The organism is Salinisphaera sp. T31B1, assembly GCF_040361275.1.
Lineage (GTDB): Bacteria > Pseudomonadota > Gammaproteobacteria > Nevskiales > Salinisphaeraceae > Salinisphaera.
The window spans coordinates 722,202-741,591 of record NZ_APNH01000001.1 but is presented as its reverse complement, the minus strand read 5'-3'; the positions used below and the strand labels follow the sequence as shown (position 1 = coordinate 741,591).

Sequence of the window (19,390 nt, the reverse complement as noted above, 5' to 3'; positions counted from 1 at the left end):
GTGACGCCATTGACTCCGACCCCGACTCTCTCGCACGCCCTGCGACACCAGGCGGCCTCGCGCCCGGATGCGCCGGCGCTGTGTTTCTACCCCGCACGCCAGGACACACACGAACCGTGGATCACATTCGCTCAGGCCGACGCACGCGTCAGCCGGGTCGCCGCCACACTTCGCCAGCACGGTGTTACGCGCGGCGACCGGGTCGCGGTGCGTCTGGGCAAATCGGCCGATGGCATTCTGCTGTTTCTCGGCGTCTTGAGGGCCGGTGCGATTTATGTGCCGGTCAATCCCGGTTTCACCGCGCGTGAAGCCGGCATACTGCTCGAGGATTCCACCCCGTCGCTGTTGATCGACAACGATGCCCAGGCGCTCAACCTGGCGGACGACACCCCATACAAGATCATCGCCTATGGCGACGGCTCGGCCGACGACCTGTTGAACACGGCGGAGCCGGCAGCTGATATCCAGGACGAGCCGCAGCCCGACGACTACGCGGCCATGCTGTTCACCTCCGGCACCACCGGACGGCCGAAGGGCGCACCGCTGACGCACGCGAACCTGATGTCCAATCTGGATGCGCTGGCCGAGGCCTGGCAGATCAGCCCCGACGATCGCGTGCTGCATGTACTGCCCGTATTCCATGCACACGGCTTGTTTGTCGCCGCGGCCATGCCGCTGTCGACAGGCGCAAGCCTCATGATCACCGAGACGTTCGATGCCGCCCAGGCCTGCCGTCTGTTGCCCGAGGCAACGGTGTTCATGGCCGTTCCGGCGATCTATACGCGCCTGCTCGCACAGCCCGGCTTCGACCGGCGGGCGTGCCGGAATCTACGGCTGGCGACCTCCGGCTCCGCGCCCTTGTCGCCCGAGATGTTCGCTGCCCTGCAACAAGCGATGGGCGTGACGGTGGTTGAACGCTACGGCCTGACCGAAACCAGCATCCTGACATCCAATCCGATCGACGGCAGCGCCCGGGTCGGCTCGGTCGGCAAGCCGCTGTCCATTGTCGACCTGCGTATCACCGACGCAGCCGGCGTGCCGGTCACCGACGGCGAAGTAGGCAGCCTGCAAGCCAGAAGCCCTGCCACGATCGGCCAGTACTGGAATCGGCCCGAGTTGACCGACGACTGGACCCAGGACGGTTTTTTCGACACCGGTGACATGGGCCGGTTCGATGCCGATGGATATGTCTGGCTGGTCGGTCGCAAGAAAGAACTGATCATATCCGGTGGCTACAACGTCTACCCGCGTGAAGTGGAGAACGTCCTCGAAACGGTACCCGGCGTCGAGGAAGCGGTGGTCCTGGGTGTACCGCATCCGGATTTCGGTGAAGGCGTGCTGGCGGCCATCCGCTGCCAGCCCGACGAGCGCGTGACCGAAGCGATGATCAACGAGCGTGCCATGAGCGATCTGGCCGCGTACAAGCGTCCGAAGGCGGTAGTGTTCGTCGACGAATTTCCGCGCAATGCCATGGGCAAGGTGATGAAGAAAACGCTACAGGCCACCTACGCCGAGCTGTTCGCTCAGCCTCGATAGCCGCCGGCAGCGTTGCCGGCGCACGACGGACGGCGCCCGATGGATGGTCCATCGCGCATCCGGCGGTAGTACCGGAGCGCGGGTTGGACGGGTTGCCGCCCGCAGCCCGACGCGGCCCGTTGCGCTGTCTTGCGCGTCCGGCGAGCGTGTTGGACAGCGCACCGACGCCTGACGCGGACCAGAGGCGGGCGCCGGCTCGTCCGGGCCCGGACGGGCCGGACAGGCGTGCTAACATGCGGAAAACGTCTGGCGCGAATGGCCCGGACGGCTCCAGCGCCGCCGGAACGCCTCATTGGCTCGTGCCAATACCCCAATCGTTGCGATTTCGGTGATATTGCCCGTCATGGACAAAACGCTCGTCAAAGGCCTGGTCATACTCGAAACCCTCGCACGAAGCGACGACCCACGCGGCGTGTCGGATATCGCACGCGAACTTGACCTGACGAAAAGCAATACGCACCGGTTGTTGCAGACGCTGGTCGCCAAGGACTACGTGTTCTCCACGGGCGGCAAGTACCGCCTGAGCTCGAAGATGTGGGTGCTGGGCGCCGATGCCATCTCCAAGCTGGATTTCAAGCGCGTCGCCCTGCCCGAGCTCGAGAAGCTGGCCGAGACCACGTCCGAGACCGTGCACCTGTCGATCTATGAAAAATCCGAGGTGATCTACGTCGAGAAGATCGACAGCCCGCAGCCGATCCGAGCCTATACCAAGGTCGGCGGGCGCGCACCGGCCCATTGCGTGGCCACCGGCAAGGTACTGCTCGCCTTTCAGAGCAGCGAGGTCATCGAGGAAGTGCTTGCCCACCTGGAGCCGATCACCGAATACACGATCACCGACCAGGCCAGGATGCGCGATGAACTGGACGCGATTCGCGGCCAGGGCTATGCAGTCAATCGCGGCGAATGGCGTTCCGAGATCGGTGGCATCGCCGCCCCCATCTTCGACAGCCAGTCCCGGCCGGTGGCCGCCCTGGGAATCTCCGGACCGAAGACACGCCTGTCCGACGAGCGGGTCCCCGAACTGGCGGCCCTGGTCAAGCAGGCCGCGGGCCGGATCTCCACCATGCTTGGCGCCACCCTCTAGCCGGCTGACCGAGGCCGGGTCGCGCACCGCCGGGCGGCCTCTTTCGGCCGATCCCGGCGGCTAGCGCAAACCGTCCTGCCGGCGTCAGCCGTGTTCCTGGGACCAGAGGTTAGGCAATCGGTCGTTGGCGTAGCCGGACACGAAGTCTTTCGCCTGGCCGGTGCCGATATCGAACACGTGTCGGCGCACCTTGCCGATATTGCCACCATAGACATGAATACTGATCGAGACACGGTCGTCGTAGGCATTGGCGACCGAATGGATATCGCCCACGCTGGGCGACACCGCATCGATCTGGCCCGGCTCGAGAATATCGCTGTCCTGTTCAACCAGCCGGTCGCCCTCGAAGGCGAACCGACGGCCGATCTCCTTGCCGCGCAACATGCCGACCAGCCCCCAGACGGTGTGGTCGTGTACGGGGGTGGTCTGGCCCGGCCCCCAGACGAAACTCACCACCGAAAAACGCTCCTCCGGATCACAGTGCAGCAGATACTGCTGGTAGTACTCCGGATGCGGCTGGGCACAGTAGTCCGGCAGCCAGTCGTCGTGCGCGATCAGCGCCGACAGGTGCTCCGTGCCACGCGCCAGGATGGCCGGTTCATCGGCCCCCGCGTCGCGCGTCAACACCGTCATCTGCCGAACGAACGTCGACAGACGCGACAGATTCGATTCTGTTGCTTGCATAGGCAGTACTCGATAGTTGAAAAAACGTCGAATCCGGCGGGGGCCGGCCGCTAGCCCGGCATCGTCTCGTTCAGGGCCGGCCGCGATGCGATCTCTTTGTACCACTGGCTGATCTGCGGCGCATTGGCGCGCCAGTCGAACTCCTTGAACCGGAAGTCGAGATAGCCGAGGGCGACCGCGAGGGCCAGATCACCGAGGTCCGGCGTACTCGGGTCGCCCACCGGCAGCTGGTCGAGCAAGGGCAGGCTGCGCTCGATCGCTGCATGCCGACGAGTGATGATCGCATCGTCGCTCAGATCGTTCTTGAACTTTCCGGCCGACGCGATGGCCACCGCCGCATCGATAAAGCCGAACGCAACGCCCAGCTTCTTGAACACTTTCGTGCGGTCGGCATCGTCGACCAACGACTTGCCGCCCGCCTGGCCATCGAGGTACTGAGAAATGAGCAGGCTTTCGGTCAGCACCTCGCCGTCGTCGAGCACCAGCGACGGGATCTTGGAGAACGTGTTCGCCTCGACCAGCGCCGGATCGGATTGCCAGGGGTCGGTCTTGTCCAGTTCGACCTGGTCGGTGAGACCCTTTTCGATGATCACTGCACGGCACAGACGCGCATAGGGAGAGGTCGGCGAAATGAATAGCTTCATGGTCGTTTCCTTGAAAAGTTGGCATGTCCTGTCTGCCGGGGCATTACGAAGTCGTGCGAGCCCTCGTCACGACGGGCTCGGCCGGCGCCGGGCCCGCACGGAACCTCGATGCGCCCTAACGGCCGGTGAATGTCGGCTTGCGTTTTTCACGAACGCTGGCAAAGCCTTCCTGGTAGTCCTCGCTGTCGAAGACGGTCTGCAGCACGCGCTGGGCGAACCCGGCGTGCTCGACCGGGCTCGGCGGCAGGCTGAAGTTGGCGAACTCCTTGAGCATGGCCATGACCAGCGGCGCATTCTCGGCCAGGCTGCGTGCCAGTCGATTGGCCTCGTCCATGACCTGGCCCTTGGGCACGATACGATTGGCAAAACCGACGTCGTACATGCGCTGACCGCTGACTTCCTCGCCCAGGAGCATGAGCTCCATTGCCACCTTGTGGGGGATACGCGCGGCCAGCGATGCGATCAGGCCGCCGGCGAAGCCGACCTTGGGCTCGGGATAGACGAACTTCGTGTTCTCGCTGACCACGCACAGGTCGCACATCTGGACCAGCGTGAGCGCGCCGCCGATACACCAGCCTTCAACCGCGGCGATGACCGGCTTGGTCAGCTTGACGCCGACGCCCGGGGTGAACCGCGTGAAGTTCGGCGGTGCGGAGGACTTGAGATCCTTGCCGGCCGAGAAGGCCTTGTCGCCCGCACCGGTCAGGATCGCTACGCGATCATCACCGGCTTCGAAACGCGCCCACGCGTCGGCCAGCTGGTCTTCGACCTCCTTGTTGATCGAGTTGAGCTTGTCCGGACGGTTGATCGTGATCGTGGCGATCGCGCCTTCGGATTCATAGGTTACGGCTGCTTCAGTCAAGTTCGAGTCTCCTGTTATGAATGGGTTAACAAATCAATGGTTCGAGTCGTACCAACACGCGGCGCTCAGTCGCTCGGCTTGCGCAGCTGATAACGTCCGCGTGCCATGACGATCTGGTCGTCAGCCGCACGGCGAACCTCGAAGCCGCCCTCGGCCGCCGCGGGGGCATCAAAAAAACGTTGAACGAGGGTTTCGTTCGGCCATACCGGTGCGGCGAAGGTGGCCTCGATGAACGACAGCGCGGCATGACCGGCCGGCGCGCCGTGGTGAAACAGAATCTGGCGCACACAGAATCCGAGCGTGCAGCGGCCATGCAGGATCGGCGCGTGGTAACCGACCAGGGCGGCCGACGCGGGATCGGAGTGCAGCGGATTGCGACCGGCCGACAGGCGGTACACCAAGGCCTGATTCTGCGGAATATGGAACTCGCGGCTGGCCACCACCGCCGGCTCGTCGTGCGCCCGGCTTCGATTGGTACGACGGTCGGCGGCCGACGCGGCACGGCGGTTCGTCTCGGGATCGCGCACGAGCAGCCGCGACCGTGTTTCGAACAATTGACTACCGTCGGCCTGGTCGAGCGCTTCGGCGGTCATCGTGACCACGCGCCCGGCATGATGGTCGTCGACGGCGATTACGCGCTTGACGATATCGACTGCCCCCTGGCTCGGCAGATCGCGCGCCAGGCGCAGTGATTCGGACATCAACAGCACGTTGTTCTCGGAAAGCCCGTAGCGGTCGAGCATTTCCTTTTCACCGCCGACCAGCACCAGACCGAAGGTCGGCAGCATCTTGAACGACACGTCCCGAGAATTCTCGGTCGTGAAGGCCAGCTCGGACTCGAAGTCCTGTGTGCCGGCGCCGATACCGACGCCGTACAGCAGGCCGTCGAACTCGCTCCACGTAGCCTGTTTACGTGCAAACACGCCGCATTCGATATCGGGCAGGGTCTCGTTCATGACTGTATCTCGATGGGATCGATCTGTTCGGAGCGCATGCTATTTCACCGATTCCGACAATTCCGGGGCCACGTATTCCTCCGGCGCATCAGCCCCGGCGCTGCGTACATAACGGATGCGGCGGACGATCGTCACGACCACGATGATCGCGGTCAGCGCATACATGACGATGCTCGTCGGGCTGGCATACAGCGCCGATACGTCGCCGCCGGATATCAACAGCGTTCGGCGAAGGTTGTCTTCGATCAGCGGCGAGAGCACGAAGCCGATGAGAAACGCCGGGGCCGGAATCCGCAGGCGCCGGAACAGCAGCCCCAGCACGCCGGCACCGATCAGCACGTACACGTTGTACATCGTGTTGGACAGCGCATACGAGCCGACGATCGCCAGCACGATGATCACCGGATAGAGATACTCGGCCCGGATACCGGCGATCAACGCGATCCGCCGGTAGGTTAGCTTGCCCACGACGAAGACCAGGAAACTGGAGATCAGCACCGCGATCAGCAGCGCATATACCAGCCCCATGTGGCTTTTGAACAGCAGCGGACCGGGCGCCAGGCCGTGATACTGGAATGCGCCCAGCAACACTGCGGTCACGATATCGCCGGGCACGCCCAGGGTGAGCAGGGGAATGAGCGTGGCGCCGCCGTTGGCACTGTTGGCCGACTCCGCGGCCGCGACGCCCGAAATTGCGCCTTTGCCGTACTCCGCCCGGTCCGGCGCATAGTTGCGGGAGATGCCGTAGGCCATGAAGGTGCTGATCGTCGCCCCCACGCCTGGCACGGCGCCGAGCACCATGCCCAGCAGCCCGCTGCGGCCGATGGTGGGCGCGATCATCCTCAGTTCGCCCTTTCTCATGCCGTCGTCGGTCATCGCGGCGACACGGCTGGAATCGTCAACGGCCTTGTCGGTCTTGAAATAGTGCAGAAAAATATCGGGTAGCGCGAACAGCCCCACCAGAATGGGGATGAACGCCAGGCCCTGATTCAGCTCGGGCTGGCCGAACGTCAGACGCGCGCTGCCATACACCAGATCCAATCCTACGGTGCCGGCAAGCAGTCCCAGACAACCGGCAATGATGCCCTTGACCACGCCTTCGGCCGAGATGGCGGCGATGATCGTGAGTGCGAGCAGCATGAGTGCGAAGAATTCCGGCGGCCCGAGGACACCGGCGACCCGTGCGATATAGGTGGCAGCGAACAGCAGCGCGACCGTGGACATCAGATCGCCGAGAAAGGACGACCACAACGCCGCATCGAGTGCGGCACTCGCGCGGCCGTTGCGCGCCATCGGCACGCCTTCGAGCATGGTACAGGCAGCCGCCGGCGTGCCCGGGCAACCCAGCAGAATCGCCGCGATCGAGCCACCGAACATCGCCCCTTTGAAGATGCCGATGAGCAGGATGAAGGCGGGCAACGGCGTGAGCGTGAACGTGAACGGCAGCAGCAGGCCGATCGTCATCGTCGCGGTCAGGCCCGGAATGGCGCCCACCACGATTCCGATCAGCACACCCAGCGGCAGGAACACCAGCAGATGCCAGTCCGTGAAGTAACCGATGATTTCCGGCATGTAGTTCATATGCGTATACCGCGAATGATGCGAACCGTCCGCAGCTCGCTGTTAAAGACCCAGTGCCGGAAAGCTCTCCGGCAGCGGTATCTGCAGGAGCGTGGAAAACAGGGCAACGATGATCAGCGTCACCGCCACCGAGACGCCGGCTGCCGGCAATACGCCAAGCGGCGACAGCAACCAGAGAAAACCGAACAGCACGATCACGGTCGTCACAGTAAAGCCGGCCCAGTGAAACAACAGCACGTACAGCGCGATCAGCCCGGCGATCAGCAGCGCTGTCTTCCAGTCGAGCCGGTAGGCGGGCGCGGTCTGGGCCACCGGCCGTGCAAGCATGTCAATGATCATCGACCCGATCCCGGATACGACCAGCGCCCACGCGAGAATCGTCGGGAAGGTGCGGGGCGTCGGCCCCGGCGTGAACTTGGCAGCCGGCGGCACACTGATGTACTCGGGTATCAGCCAGAAAATCAGCAGCAGGCCGATCACGGCCCCCCATAACCCGGCACTGATATGTAGCTTTCGGATCGTCATGACACCGGCCTCGGTCAGCTGGAAACAGGCAAGGACGTAGCGGCAACCGCCGCCAACCACCCCGATCGATGGTTGGCGGCCGTCGACTGCGTTACTGCGTCAGACCCAGGTCCTTGAGCGTGTCGCCGCGCGTGTCGAACTCTTCGTGGAGTTCTTTCTCGACTTCGGCAGAGGGCGAGAAATAGGGCTGGATGCCCATCGACGCGAAGCGTTTGGCCAGATCGGGATCATCCAGCGCCTGCTTGAAGGCATCGGTCAGTATCTGGAGACGATCATCCGGGGTGCCGGCCGGTGCCAGCGCCACGTACCAGTTGGTCACCGGAAACGCCTTGCCAGTGGCTTCCTTGTAGGTCGGCGTATCGGGGATTTCCTTCCAGCGCTCGGGCGTCAGGGTGACGATAGGCTTGAGGATGCCGCTCTGCATGGGGTTGATCAGCGCGGGATCGCACACGGCATCGATATGGCCGTTGATAACCGCGTTCATCGATGGACTCGAGCCTTTGAAGGGCACCTGAACCAGCTGCGTGCCCGTCTCCTTCTTGAGCGCTTCCACACACAGATGGGTCGTCGCACCGATGCCGGTGTTGCTCACCGTCACCCGATGCGTCTTTGCATACTCGACGAACTCCTTGAAGTTGGAGGCCGGGAAATCCGGGCGTACGGCAATGCCCAGATACGAGATCGCGACCCGTGCCACCGGCGCGAACGAATCGAGATCGTAGTTCACGGGCGTGAGATGCGGCGATGTAGTGATTGTCGCGCTGGCATTGATGCCGACCGTATAGCCGTCGGGCTTGGCATCAGCCAGAGCGGCCGTACCGACAGTGCCGGCACTACCCGACACGTTTTCAATGATCACCGTCTGGCCAAGCGCTTTCTCCAGCGGCTGCTGGATCGAACGCGCTACGTTATCGCTGGTTCCACCCGGCGGATACGGCACGATCAGGCGCACCGGCCGATCCGGAAACGTTGCGGCCAGCACGGTGGTCTGGACGATCAGGCCCGCTACCGCCAAACCGGCGGCGAGCAGTTTTCTAGCCGCCTTTCTGGTCTTTTTGTCAGTCATGTCGATGCTCCTCTGCACACGTTTTTATAGTGGTCAGCCCGGTCCCCGAGGGCAGCTGACTATTTCTTGAACAGCGCCCGGGCATCCACTGCCACGGCGCCGCGCCCCTCGTCGTCGACCAGCAACGGGTTGATATCCAGTTCCTGCAACGAGTCCTTGAAATCCTCGGCCAACCAACTCAGCCGCTCGATCTGTTCAGCCACCGCGTCGATATCCAGTGGCGCATTGCCACGCGCGCCGGCCAGCACCTTGTAAATACGCAGCCGCTCGAGCAGGGCACGCGCGGTGGCACGGGCGACCGGCGCACTGGCCACCGCCACGTCGGAGAGAATCTCGACCAGCGTGCCGCCGGCGCCGAACACGATCATCGGACCGAACTGTTCGTCGGTGTTCACACCGAGCACGAGTTCCATCTTTCCGGTGGCCTGCTCCTGCACGGAAAACCCTTCCAGTCGAAGACTGGAGTCGGCGGCGGTGATGCGAGCGGCCATGTCGCGGGCTGCCTGCTCGACGGCCTCTACGCTATCGAGATTGAGCGCTACGCCGCCCATATCGCTTTTGTGCACGATGTCCGGCGATACGATCTTCACGACCACCGGGAATTGCATGTTCGCGGCCGCCTCGCCTGCCTGTTCGGGAGTCGTACAGGTCACCCCCAGATTGGTCCGGATGCCATAGCGATCCAGCAGCGTCTTCGCCTGGGTCTCGTCCATCGCTCCGGAAGGTGCGGCGATCGTACCCGGTGCGGGCAGCCCCGCCGGACGCTCGCAGTCTGCGGGCTTGCGGGGCGCCGCCATCGTCTGTTTCCAGGCTCTGAGCGCACGGGCCAGGGCGTCGAAGCTATCGACAAAGGCAATGCCTCGGCGGCGAAGCTCCAGACGCGTGCTGTCGGCCAGAGCCGCCGGCTGCAAGACCACCAGATACGGCTTGTCGCCTGCGGCTTCGGCGCCTTCGATATACCACTGCGTCAGCGCGTGCACGTCCGGTGCGGTACTCAGTACCGGCAGGAAGATATCCACGCCCGGGTCTGATAGCAGGATCTCGGCGGTCGGCCGTGCGACCCGGCCCAGCGCACCCTGCGTGGCGACACCGATATCGACGGGGTTGGAAACCGACGCCGGATAGTGCTCGTGCAGTTTGTCGAGTGTTTCGCTCGACAGTTCGGCCAGTTTGATGCCTTCATCGGACAGCCGATCGGCACACAACGCCAGGCTGCCCCCCGAAGTCGACGACAGCGCCACGCGGTCCAGACGCTGACCGGGAAACTTCTCCAGGATCGCCGCCAGACACAGCAGCGATTCGACATCCTCGACCAGAATGATGCCGTTCTCGCGGCAGACGGTCTCGAAGGCCTGATAGCTGCCCGCCAGACTCGCGGTATGCGAATAGGCCGCTTCGGCGCCGGCCGCCGTGCGGCCGGACTTGAGCATGATCCAGGGCTTGTTCTGGGCGGCAGCGCGACGCGCCAGGCGCTGGAAGCGCTCCGCGTCTTTCAAGCCTTCGACATAGGTGCAGATGACCTGCGTGGCGTCGTCCTCGAGCAGATACTCGACGAAGTCACACAGCTCCAGATCGGCCTGGTTGCCCAGCGTGACGCAGTGGGAAAAGCCGATCCCCTGACGAAAACCGCAGTCCATCAGCGCCATGAGCACGGCGCCGCTCTGGCTGATGAACCCGACGCCGCCGGTCGGCACGCTGTCGATGGCCAGGATATTCGACGAACAGACGATGACGCCGGTCGCCGCGGACACGAAGCCCATACAGTTGGGCCCGACCAAGCGGAGGCCATGGCGTTGCGCCAGGGCTACGAGCACCTGTTCCTGTTGCCGACCTTCATCGCCCGCATCGGCAAAACCGTTGGAGACCACCACGGCCACGCCGACACCCAGCCGCCCGGCTGATTCGACGACGCCGTGCACATGCCGCTGCGGCACGCAGATGACGACCAGATCCGGGGTGCTCGGGAGGTCGTCCAGCGACGCATAGGCATCGAGCCCGCAGACTTGGTCGCGCGTGGCGTTGACAGGAAAGATCTGGCCGGCAAACCGGTGATGCAGGAGGTAGTGGAGGATACGACCGCCGAACTTGCCCATATCCTCCGACGCACCCACGACCGCGATGCTGCGCGGCTCGAAGGCGGCATGAACCGCGGAGCTCTCCTGACCGATCGCCAATGCCTGACTCATGCTCTCCTCCATGTGTAATCGCGGGGCGGGCCGTACGAGTCACGATGCCTCGGCGATTGTTTATTCTGCTATTCAGAACGTCTTAATACATTACGAAACGACACTAGCGCCTTGCGAATACCACTGTCAAGACAATTTGAAACCCGGCCCAAGCCGTCGACGCGCGGGCACACGACTAATATTTTTTATATTAATCAGATATTTATTTATTTTTCGATCACTTGCCGCCGTGCCGATCGGCTCCCGGCCGCGCGGCTTGTAATACCAACGTATGAATTCATTGCACTTCAGCCGGCGAGGCACGACGCCGATAGCCACGTCGCTTTGCGAGCCGCGATCCGGCCACTGGTAGTGAGCCGCTAACCGAACCGGACATCCGGCGGCCCGGCCGGGTCACCCCCGGGCCGCCGGGTCCCATTGGGCGGGCGTTCGTCAGCTCTTGCGTGGCTGCATGAGCCCGCCGCCACGCTTGGGTGGCCGGGCCCGAATCTCGCTTTCGACCGGTTCCGTGCCCCAGCCCGGCCGATCGGGCATGACGAGATGACCGTCTCGATATTCGGGCACATGGGTGAAGATCTCCGCATCCCACTCCAGCCGATCGATATCGGTTTCCATGATGCAGAAATTGGGCACTGCACAGGCCACGTGTGCGCTCATCATCGTGGCCAGATGGCCATAGAAGTTGTGGGGCGCGATATTGACTTCGTGCACATCGGCCAGATCGGCGATCTTCATCGACTGCCAGGCGCCGTTCCAGATGACGTCGACGATGGCCACATCCACCGCCTGTTGCTGGAAGAACGGCAGGAATTCGCGTCCGCCACACAAGGTTTCACACGAACTGATGGTCTGGCCCGCCTGGCGTCGTATATGGGCAAGCGCTTCAGGACGATAGGTGTCCAGTTCGACCCAGAACAGATCGACATCCGACAACGCCCGCAGCAGCTTCAGATAGCCGTCGGTCTTGGCGTGGAAATTGACATCGATGAGGATGTCCATGTCCGCACCGGCACCGGCCCGCAGCGCTTCGATGGTGTCGAGCATGTTGCGGATGACGGTGCGATCGATATTCAGCTCCGGGTAGAACGGCGCGGAGAAACCCGGGCGCCATGCGCGTGCGCTGCCCTGCTCGAACAGGAACAGATTCGTCTTGAGCGCATCGAAACCGCGTTCACGTGCCTCCCCGCCGATCGCCCGGACACCGTCCAGGTCGCTGATCTGCGGCCCGTAGTAACTCGGGTGATTGATTCGCCAGGCCGGGCAGTGCGACCAGTACACCCGCAAGCGATCCCGTACCTTGCCGCCCAGCAATTCATAGCAAGGCACGTTCAGCCGCTTTGCGTGCAGATCCAGCAGGGCGTTCTCGATCGCCGCGATCCCCTCGGCCACGACGCCGCCGGCCGCCGGACGGGTACGGGCATAGACATCGGCAAAGAACCGGTTGAGACCGGGCAACGGCTGGCCGATGAGCGTGCCCGCCAGCTGCTGTATGACCGTCCCGATGCCGGGCGAGCCGAAGCCTTCGTTGAACTCGCTCCAGCCGACCAGCCCCTCGTCGGTGCTGATCTTGACGAAAGAGTAGTTACGCCAGCCTGCGTCGCACTCCAGAATTTCCAGATCGGTGATCTTCATTGCTCATCCTCCGTTTTGATTTTTCGACACCGGGACTGGCCGGATGCGCCGTGCGTGTTGTCCACAGGAACGCGGCCGGGGCCACCGTGCTTCTAGAAGACCGGCCCGTCGAACCAGATTTCCTGAACTTCCGAATACTTGAGCGTCTCGCCGTAGGTCGGCTGGCCTGAGGCGATCTCCGAAAGCGCTTGCAGGATCCGGGCGCCAATGTCGGCGAGCGACTCATCGCCGACCAGTACCGCCGATGAATCGAAGTCCAGCCCCACCCGCATCTTGGCCACCAGCTCCGGGTTGCCCGACATATAAAAGTTGGGCGCGACCAAGCCTGGGTTGGTTGCAGCCAGCGGCGGGTCATCGGGCAGGTCCGAGCCGCCGCTCTGCAGCACGGTGATCTGGGCACCGGCCGCGGCCAGCGATATCGGCAGCGAATTCGAGGCCATCCAGCCGTCCATGAAGAACAGGCCACGGCGGTCGGGCGCCTGAGCATAGTCGAGCGCGCCGCACAGCGGTGTCGTGCCCCCCTTGGCGATCGCACCGAGCGACTTCTCCTCGAGCGTGGAAATGCCGGCCTTGATGTTCGAGGGGATCGGGTTGATGGTGCGGATATCCTCGCCGAGATCGCGGGCCTGGCGTTCGACACGCCGGGCCATGCAAACGATTCGCTCGGCGGTCTGCGCATCGGCCGCCCGCTCGGCCAGCACCTGCTCGGCGCCGATGATCTCGGTCGTCTCCGAGAAGATCACGGTGCCGTTCGCCGCGACCAGACGATCCATGGCAGCGCCCAGCGCCGGGTTGCCACTGATACCGGACGTGCCGTCGGATGTGCCGCACTTGATTCCGATCGACAGCTCACCCAGCGGCACGGGGCAACGCTGTTGCCGACCGATCTCGCGTAGCAGGTTGCGCGCCGCGATCTGTCCCTCGACTACCGTCCGGGCCGCGCCGCCCAGTTCGGACATGAACAGCGGCACGACCGGTTTCTCCAATGCGGCCAGCGCATCCAGCAGACGCTGCGCCCGAGTTTCGGGATAGTTGAATTCGCGGTTGACCGAAATCAGCACCACACCCGCCACGTTGGGATTGGCGGCCACACCCCGCATGATGCTGAACAGCCGCTCGCGGTCGCCCGCATGTCGCCCCATATCGCCCGGACAGGTAAACCGGGTCAGGCCCGCGACCGTTTGATCGATCTGCCAGGCCGCCTCGTTCGAATAGCGGTCGATCGGCAGCAGCAGTATCTTGTTGCGAATGCCCGCTCGGCCGACCGGCCGGGGAAAACCGTAGAACACCTGATTCACGACGTTTCTCCAGCTCGCCAAGGCGCCATGTCAGGCCGACACGCCACCCTGAAGATTGTGAACATGAACATGCGCTCCGCACTCGATCGCCGCCGCGGCGCGACCGATGGGGTGGCCGTACTTGATGACCGTCTCGCCGACGCCGATTGCACGGACCGACATCTTGTGCCCGAAGGCGATATCCCCCGCGGCCCGCACCGACTGCTTGCCGGAAGGAGTGGTGATCTCGCAAAGCGTGCCGGCCGACACAGGCGCGATGACCACGGCCACATCGTCGCCGTCATGCAACATGAGCGCCCGGGCGGTCGGCTCCTCGGCCGCTGACCGCGCCATCAACCGGCCCCACCCGTACCCGAGGCCTGCCGCTCACCGTTCACAGACGACGCGCCGCTCCATTCGGCGAGCACCTCATCGTTATGCTCACCGAGCTTGGGCGGTTGCCGGGCGATATCGAAGTCGAAGCCCGATATGGCGATAGGGAAACCGGTGGTATGGGTGCGCGCGCCGTTGGGCAGTGTCAGATCACGCACGATGCCCATACTCTGAACATGCGCATCATCGAAGACTTCCCGAAAGCTGTTGATCGGGCTGCACGGCACGCCCTCGGCCTCGAGTTCGCTCAGCCAGTGGGCGGCATTGCGGGTTTCGAACACAGGCTGAAGTTCGGCCGCCAGAGTTTCCTGGTTGGCTGCGCGCAGCGCCTGGGTCTCGAAACGAGCGTCCTCGGCCAGGGCCGGACGTTCGACGATTTGACATACCGAGCGCCACAGCTTGTCGTTACCGGCAGCGACCACGAAGTGCGTATCCCGGGCACGGAATGCCTGGTAAGGCGCATTTCGCGGATGCGCCGAGCCGAGCCGCTGCGCGGGTTGTCCGGTGCCGAAGAACTCGCTGGTCTGCAGCGCCGAAATCCCGAGCAGACTGCCGACCATGGAACAATCGATGAACGCACCTTCGCCGCTCTGTTCACGGCGGCGAAGCGCGGCAAGGATCGTATATCCGGCATACAGACCGGCACAGAAATCGCCGACCGGCACGCCGCACTTGACCGGTCCGCTGTCGGGTTCGCCGGTAACGCTCATGATCCCGCTCATCGCCTGGACCGTGACGTCGAACGCGCCTTTACCCGCCGACGGCCCGCGTTGTCCGTAGCCGCTGATCGAGCAGAAAACCAGGCGCGGGTTGAGTTCGGCCAACGTCTCGTGGCCCAAGCCCAGTCGTTCCATCACGCCCGGGCGATAATTCTCCAGCACCACGTCGGCCCGCTCGCACAGGCTACGGGCATGGGCTTGTCCGGCTTCACTCTTGAGATCCAGCGCAACACTGCGCTTGTTTCGGTTCAGCGAAGCGAAGTTCTCGCTGAACGCATCGCCCGCATCGTTTTCCGTCAGCGGCGGCCAGGCACGCATGCCGTCCCCGCCGTCGGCCCGTTCGATCTTGACCACATCCGCGCCCAGATCGGCCAACAGGGAGCCGGCAAATGGGCCGGCCGCGATCTGACCGAATTCGACCACGCGCAGGCCGTCCAGCAAACCTCTATCCACCACGCGAGATACCTCCTCTTGGCTCGCCGAGACGGGCGTTGTGCAGCGCCGACCGTGGCCTGATCATCGCTCATATCGTCGACGCATGTTCTTAATTATGGAATAACGTCCTGAATTAAGATACGCACGCGCCGCTTGAGCCGTCAACCTTTTTCAAGGAGATGATTCACGGCTTTGACTGGCCGTACCCGAGCCGTCCACGCGACCCGTTCAGAGTGCGCCGGCGAGTATCGACTGGCGGGCGCCTGATCGCCGCTGACCACGGGCGGTATGGGCATCTCGCCGACCCGTACGGCGCTGTTCGCATGATGTCGGGACCGCAGCGACGCCGGCCGCGTTGGCGCCGTCGATTCGAGCACGAAAATCCTGTTCCCGACGACGGGGGCCGAACACACCCGCCTGCCACCGCGGTGACAGGCCCTCGCGAGCAACCATTCTGTTTACATGGTTTCGAGACAAGCGGCCGAAGGCTCCGGCGGCGGCACGCGAATCATCCGACCGCACCGCTGCCGGGACCACGACCGTGAACGATAGGGACGTCGCAGCCGGCGTACAGGCTCGGATCGGCTGGACGGGTGCTATTCGGGCGCATCGCGGCAGGCAAGAGTCCGTTCACACGCGATCGGCGTCATGCCTCGCCCCGGCCCCGAGCCAAGCTCGTGGGCCCCGGATTTACGCGCCCCTCGGCTCGGTCAGGCATGCGCACACCACTGCGCACGGCCAGCCGATCGCGACACGTGGTTGATCCACGCCGGCTCGATCAGCCGGACGGCGGCTTTTGCCGCTCCGGCGCCGCCGGTTCAGTCGCCGTATTCGCTGGACAGGCGATCGAAGAGCGCCTTGTCGACCAGCCGCTGGCGCTCGGCGAACGGGGCGACCAGCGTCGGATCCTCATCCAGACGGCCGTCTTCACTGAGTTTGGACAACGCCCGCTGCATGCCGCATACCGCACTCTGGAGTGCCGCATTGGCATACAGGGTCAGCCCGTAGCCAAGCCCGGCCAACTCGGTCTGCGACAGGGTCGGCGTCTTGCCGCCGATGACCACGTTGATGAGCAGAGGAATTTCGAACAGCGCGGGCAGGCGCTCGATGTCCTCGCGGGTTTCGGTTGCCTCGATGAACAGCACGTCGGCCCCCGCCTCGGCATAGCGATGGGCCCGCTCGATCGCATCCTCGATGCCGTGAACGGCTGCCGCATCGGTACGCGCGATGATCTGGAAGTTCTCATCGCGGCGTGCATCGACGGCGGCCCGTATCTTGCCGACCATCTCGCCGGCCGGAATGACCTGCTTGCCTTCGAAATGGCCGCATTTCTTGGGCAGTATCTGGTCTTCCATCTGGATCGCGTCGGCACCGCTGCGTTCGAGCGTGTGCACGCTCTGACGCACGTTCAGCGCATTGCCGAAGCCGGTGTCGGCGTCGACTACCAGCGGCAACTCTACCGCCTCACGCACGCGCGCAGCATGCTCGGCCATGTCGCGTAGACTGACAAAACTCAGATCGGGCAGACCGAACGCCATATTCGTCACCCCGGCACCGGTCAGATACACCGCCTCGAAGCCGGTGTCCTCGATGATCCGGGCACTGAGCGCATTGTAGGCACCGGCAATGATCGGCGCCTTGCGCTCGGCCACGCGCGCACGAAAGGCGGCACGACGGGAAGCATCGGATTGGGTCATGTCTGGTCCTCGCGAAAAGATCGGTGTCAGCGCCGGTAACCGGCACGGCGTCATGTTCGGGGCAGCCGGCACGATACAAGCACTGTCTGTGTAGCGACCGCGTCAGCCGCTAGTAAGATCACCGATTGTAGACAATATTGGAATCATGTAAAGATAAAGCGATCATAGGACGAACTGATCGCACCCATTGTCGACAACCGATACCGAATCTGCCGTGCCGCTCGCCGCTGAGCCGCGTACGCTGGCCGATCGTGCCCTGGCTGCGCTGCAGGACGATATCGTGCGCGGGGTAATCGCCCCCGGCACCCGGCTGTCAGAATCCGAGCTCGCAATGCGCTACGGGGTCAGCCGAGGCCCGATGCGCGAGGTGATCCGGCGGCTGGAGTCGCGGAAGTTGCTGGAACGAAAGGTTCACGTGGGCACGCGCGTGTCCTCGCTCGATCCGGAGCGGCTGTCGCAGCTCTACTATGTACGCGAAGCCCTGGAAGGCATGGCTGCACGCATGGCCGCAACGGCGATGAGCGATACCGAGATTCGCGGGCTCTACGAACTGCTCGCCCGACACGAGCAGCAGCAGGATCTGCAGGAAGATATCGCCTACTTTCAGCGCGAAGGTGACCTGGATTTCCACTACCGCATCATCCAGGGCAGCCATAACACGGCATTGATCGATACGCTGATCGGCGAGCTCTACTACCTGATTCGCATGTCGCGGTATCAATTCAGCAGCGTGGCCAAACGCCCGCAGGCCGCATTGCTCGAGCACCGCCGAATCGTCGAAGCGCTCGAGGCACGCGATGGAGAGTTCGCCGAAATGCTCATGCGGCGGCACATCAGCCGTGCCCGCCGGAATATCGAAATCGAATGCCGACAGCCGAGTGCCGCGACCGACTGGTGAAGGCCTCTCGGAGGCCCGCCGCGCGGTCGACTTGTCGGGATACAGATTCAGGAAAACCAGTCTACTCGTGAAGGAGTTGTCATGACCGAAAACAAGACCAATACCGCCGGCCTGCGAGGCCAGGTCGCCGGCCGCACGTCGCTTTCCACAGTCGGCCAGAGCGGCTCCGGCCTGACCTATCGAGGCTACGATATCCAGGAGCTCGCCGATAAATGCGAGTTCGAGGCCGTGGCCTATCTGCTGCTCAAAGGCGAGCTGCCCAGCGCCGAAGAACTCGTCGACTACAAGGCCAAGCTCAAATCCCTGCGCGATCTGCCGGATACGCTCAAGGAAGTGCTCGAACGGATTCCGGCCGACGCCCATCCGATGGACGTGCTGCGTACTGGCTGCTCGACGCTGGGCAACCTCGAAGGCGAGGCGGATTTCAGCCAGCAGCAGGACGCGACCGATCGCATGATGTCGCTGTTCCCGGGCATGATCTGTTACTGGTATCGCTTCAGCCACCACGGTGAACGGATCGATACCGATACCAGCGCCGACTCGCTGGGCGCACATTTTCTGGAAATGCTGCATGGCAAGCCGGCGAGTGCGTTGCACGCCGCGGCCATGAACACGTCGCTGATTCTGTATGCGGAGCACGAATTCAACGCCTCGACGTTCAACGCTCGCGTGTGCGCCTCGACCCTCAGCGATATCCACAGCTGTATCACAGGCGCGATTGGCACCCTGCGCGGTCCCCTGCACGGCGGCGCCAACGAAGCCGCCATGGCCATGATCGAGCAGTTCACCGATCCGGACGATGCCGAGGCCAAGATGCTCGGCATGCTCGAGCGCAAGGAAAAGATCATGGGGTTCGGGCACGCCATCTATCGCGAGTCCGATCCGCGCAACGGCATCATCAAGCAGTGGGCCGAAAAACTCGCCGAGGATGTCGGCGACACGACGCTCTACCCGGTCTCGGTGCGCTGCGAACAAGTGATGTGGCGTGAAAAGAAGCTGTTCTGCAATGCCGACTTCTTCCATGCCTCGGCCTACCACTTCATGGATATTCCGACGAAGCTGTTCACGCCGATCTTCGTGATGAGCCGGTTGTCCGGGTGGGCCGCGCATGTGTTCGAACAGCGCGCCGACAATCGCATCATCCGGCCGAGCGCCGAATATGTGGGCCCGGCGCCGCGCGCCGTTCCTGACGCATAAGGCTCGGGACCTGGCCCC

The 19,390-nt window shown here is 63.6% G+C and carries 17 protein-coding genes; 4 read left to right on the top strand and 13 right to left on the bottom strand.

The genetic code is table 11. The features are described from left to right. Positions 1–9: 9 nt before the first annotated feature. On the top strand, positions 10–1,536 hold the full coding sequence (locus tag T31B1_RS03395) for an AMP-binding protein (RefSeq protein WP_353248050.1): 1,527 nt from the start codon (positions 10–12) through the stop codon (positions 1,534–1,536). Between the two features lie 343 nt (positions 1,537–1,879). Continuing rightward, entirely contained in the window at positions 1,880–2,620 is a 741-nt protein-coding gene (locus tag T31B1_RS03390; protein ID WP_353248049.1) for an IclR family transcriptional regulator, read from the top strand. Positions 2,621–2,704: 84 nt separating this feature from the next. Here T31B1_RS03390 and T31B1_RS03385 read toward each other — a convergent pair whose 3' ends face one another. The 13 genes from T31B1_RS03385 to T31B1_RS03325 form a co-directional block, all read right to left on the bottom strand. Further along, complete coding sequence (locus T31B1_RS03385) at positions 2,705–3,304, bottom strand: cysteine dioxygenase family protein (protein ID WP_502950909.1); 600 nt, start codon at positions 3,302–3,304, stop codon at positions 2,705–2,707. A 50-nt stretch (positions 3,305–3,354) separates the two neighbouring features. After that, the gene (locus T31B1_RS03380; protein ID WP_353248048.1) at positions 3,355–3,948 is read right to left on the bottom strand and encodes a glutathione S-transferase family protein; all 594 of its coding nucleotides are present in this window, start codon (positions 3,946–3,948) and stop codon (positions 3,355–3,357) included. Positions 3,949–4,063: 115 nt separating this feature from the next. Continuing rightward, positions 4,064–4,810, bottom strand: coding sequence for an enoyl-CoA hydratase/isomerase family protein (locus T31B1_RS03375; protein ID WP_353248047.1), 747 nt, complete (start codon positions 4,808–4,810; stop codon positions 4,064–4,066). 65 nt (positions 4,811–4,875) lie between these two features. Next, positions 4,876–5,766: a MaoC/PaaZ C-terminal domain-containing protein gene (locus T31B1_RS03370; protein ID WP_353248046.1), complete on the bottom strand. Its 891-nt coding sequence runs from the start codon at positions 5,764–5,766 to the stop codon at positions 4,876–4,878. Between the two features lie 39 nt (positions 5,767–5,805). Then, positions 5,806–7,347, bottom strand: a complete 1,542-nt coding sequence (locus T31B1_RS03365; protein WP_353248045.1) for a tripartite tricarboxylate transporter permease — start codon at positions 7,345–7,347, stop codon at positions 5,806–5,808. A 42-nt stretch (positions 7,348–7,389) separates the two neighbouring features. Next, a complete protein-coding gene (locus T31B1_RS03360) occupies positions 7,390–7,872 on the bottom strand; it encodes a tripartite tricarboxylate transporter TctB family protein (RefSeq protein ID WP_353248044.1) in 483 nt (160 codons plus the stop codon). Between the two features lie 91 nt (positions 7,873–7,963). Beyond that, positions 7,964–8,938 (bottom strand): Bug family tripartite tricarboxylate transporter substrate binding protein, encoded by a 975-nt coding sequence (locus T31B1_RS03355; RefSeq protein ID WP_353248043.1) that lies wholly within the window; start codon positions 8,936–8,938, stop codon positions 7,964–7,966. 59 nt (positions 8,939–8,997) lie between these two features. Next, a complete protein-coding gene (locus T31B1_RS03350) occupies positions 8,998–11,124 on the bottom strand; it encodes an acetate--CoA ligase family protein (RefSeq protein ID WP_353248042.1) in 2,127 nt (708 codons plus the stop codon). Between the two features lie 432 nt (positions 11,125–11,556). Next, a complete protein-coding gene (locus T31B1_RS03345; RefSeq protein ID WP_353248041.1) occupies positions 11,557–12,756 on the bottom strand; it encodes a mandelate racemase/muconate lactonizing enzyme family protein in 1,200 nt (399 codons plus the stop codon). Between the two features lie 92 nt (positions 12,757–12,848). Continuing rightward, the gene (locus T31B1_RS03340; protein ID WP_353248040.1) at positions 12,849–14,054 is read right to left on the bottom strand and encodes a UxaA family hydrolase; all 1,206 of its coding nucleotides are present in this window, start codon (positions 14,052–14,054) and stop codon (positions 12,849–12,851) included. A gap of 30 nt (positions 14,055–14,084) precedes the next feature. Next, positions 14,085–14,345, bottom strand: coding sequence for a UxaA family hydrolase (locus tag T31B1_RS03335; protein WP_502950927.1), 261 nt, complete (start codon positions 14,343–14,345; stop codon positions 14,085–14,087). Between the two features lie 41 nt (positions 14,346–14,386). Continuing rightward, on the bottom strand, positions 14,387–15,601 hold the full coding sequence (locus T31B1_RS03330) for a CaiB/BaiF CoA transferase family protein (RefSeq protein WP_353248038.1): 1,215 nt from the start codon (positions 15,599–15,601) through the stop codon (positions 14,387–14,389). 797 nt (positions 15,602–16,398) lie between these two features. Further along, positions 16,399–17,277: an isocitrate lyase/PEP mutase family protein gene (locus T31B1_RS03325; protein ID WP_353248037.1), complete on the bottom strand. Its 879-nt coding sequence runs from the start codon at positions 17,275–17,277 to the stop codon at positions 16,399–16,401. Positions 17,278–17,491: 214 nt separating this feature from the next. Between T31B1_RS03325 and T31B1_RS03320 the strand changes: the two genes are divergently transcribed. Beyond that, positions 17,492–18,175 (top strand): GntR family transcriptional regulator, encoded by a 684-nt coding sequence (locus T31B1_RS03320; protein ID WP_353248036.1) that lies wholly within the window; start codon positions 17,492–17,494, stop codon positions 18,173–18,175. An 81-nt stretch (positions 18,176–18,256) separates the two neighbouring features. Continuing rightward, entirely contained in the window at positions 18,257–19,372 is a 1,116-nt protein-coding gene (gene prpC / locus T31B1_RS03315; protein WP_353248035.1) for a bifunctional 2-methylcitrate synthase/citrate synthase, read from the top strand. Positions 19,373–19,390 lie beyond the last annotated feature (18 nt).

What these genes read in the sequence shown, in the direction of transcription:
- T31B1_RS03365 (WP_353248045.1), bottom strand. Translation starts at nt 7,347, where the DNA reads ATGAACTACATGCCGGAAATCATCGGTTACTTCACGGACTGGCATCTG.
- T31B1_RS03355 (WP_353248043.1), bottom strand. Translation starts at nt 8,938, where the DNA reads ATGACTGACAAAAAGACCAGAAAGGCGGCTAGAAAACTGCTCGCCGCC.
- T31B1_RS03360 (WP_353248044.1), bottom strand. Translation starts at nt 7,872, where the DNA reads ATGACGATCCGAAAGCTACATATCAGTGCCGGGTTATGGGGGGCCGTG.
- T31B1_RS03350 (WP_353248042.1), bottom strand. Translation starts at nt 11,124, where the DNA reads ATGAGTCAGGCATTGGCGATCGGTCAGGAGAGCTCCGCGGTTCATGCC.
- prpC (WP_353248035.1), top strand. Translation starts at nt 18,257, where the DNA reads ATGACCGAAAACAAGACCAATACCGCCGGCCTGCGAGGCCAGGTCGCC.
- T31B1_RS03335 (WP_502950927.1), bottom strand. Translation starts at nt 14,345, where the DNA reads ATGTTGCATGACGGCGACGATGTGGCCGTGGTCATCGCGCCTGTGTCG.
- T31B1_RS03390 (WP_353248049.1), top strand. Translation starts at nt 1,880, where the DNA reads ATGGACAAAACGCTCGTCAAAGGCCTGGTCATACTCGAAACCCTCGCA.
- T31B1_RS03380 (WP_353248048.1), bottom strand. Translation starts at nt 3,948, where the DNA reads ATGAAGCTATTCATTTCGCCGACCTCTCCCTATGCGCGTCTGTGCCGT.
- T31B1_RS03345 (WP_353248041.1), bottom strand. Translation starts at nt 12,756, where the DNA reads ATGAAGATCACCGATCTGGAAATTCTGGAGTGCGACGCAGGCTGGCGT.
- T31B1_RS03325 (WP_353248037.1), bottom strand. Translation starts at nt 17,277, where the DNA reads ATGACCCAATCCGATGCTTCCCGTCGTGCCGCCTTTCGTGCGCGCGTG.
- T31B1_RS03385 (WP_502950909.1), bottom strand. Translation starts at nt 3,304, where the DNA reads ATGCAAGCAACAGAATCGAATCTGTCGCGTCTGTCGACGTTCGTTCGG.
- T31B1_RS03370 (WP_353248046.1), bottom strand. Translation starts at nt 5,766, where the DNA reads ATGAACGAGACCCTGCCCGATATCGAATGCGGCGTGTTTGCACGTAAA.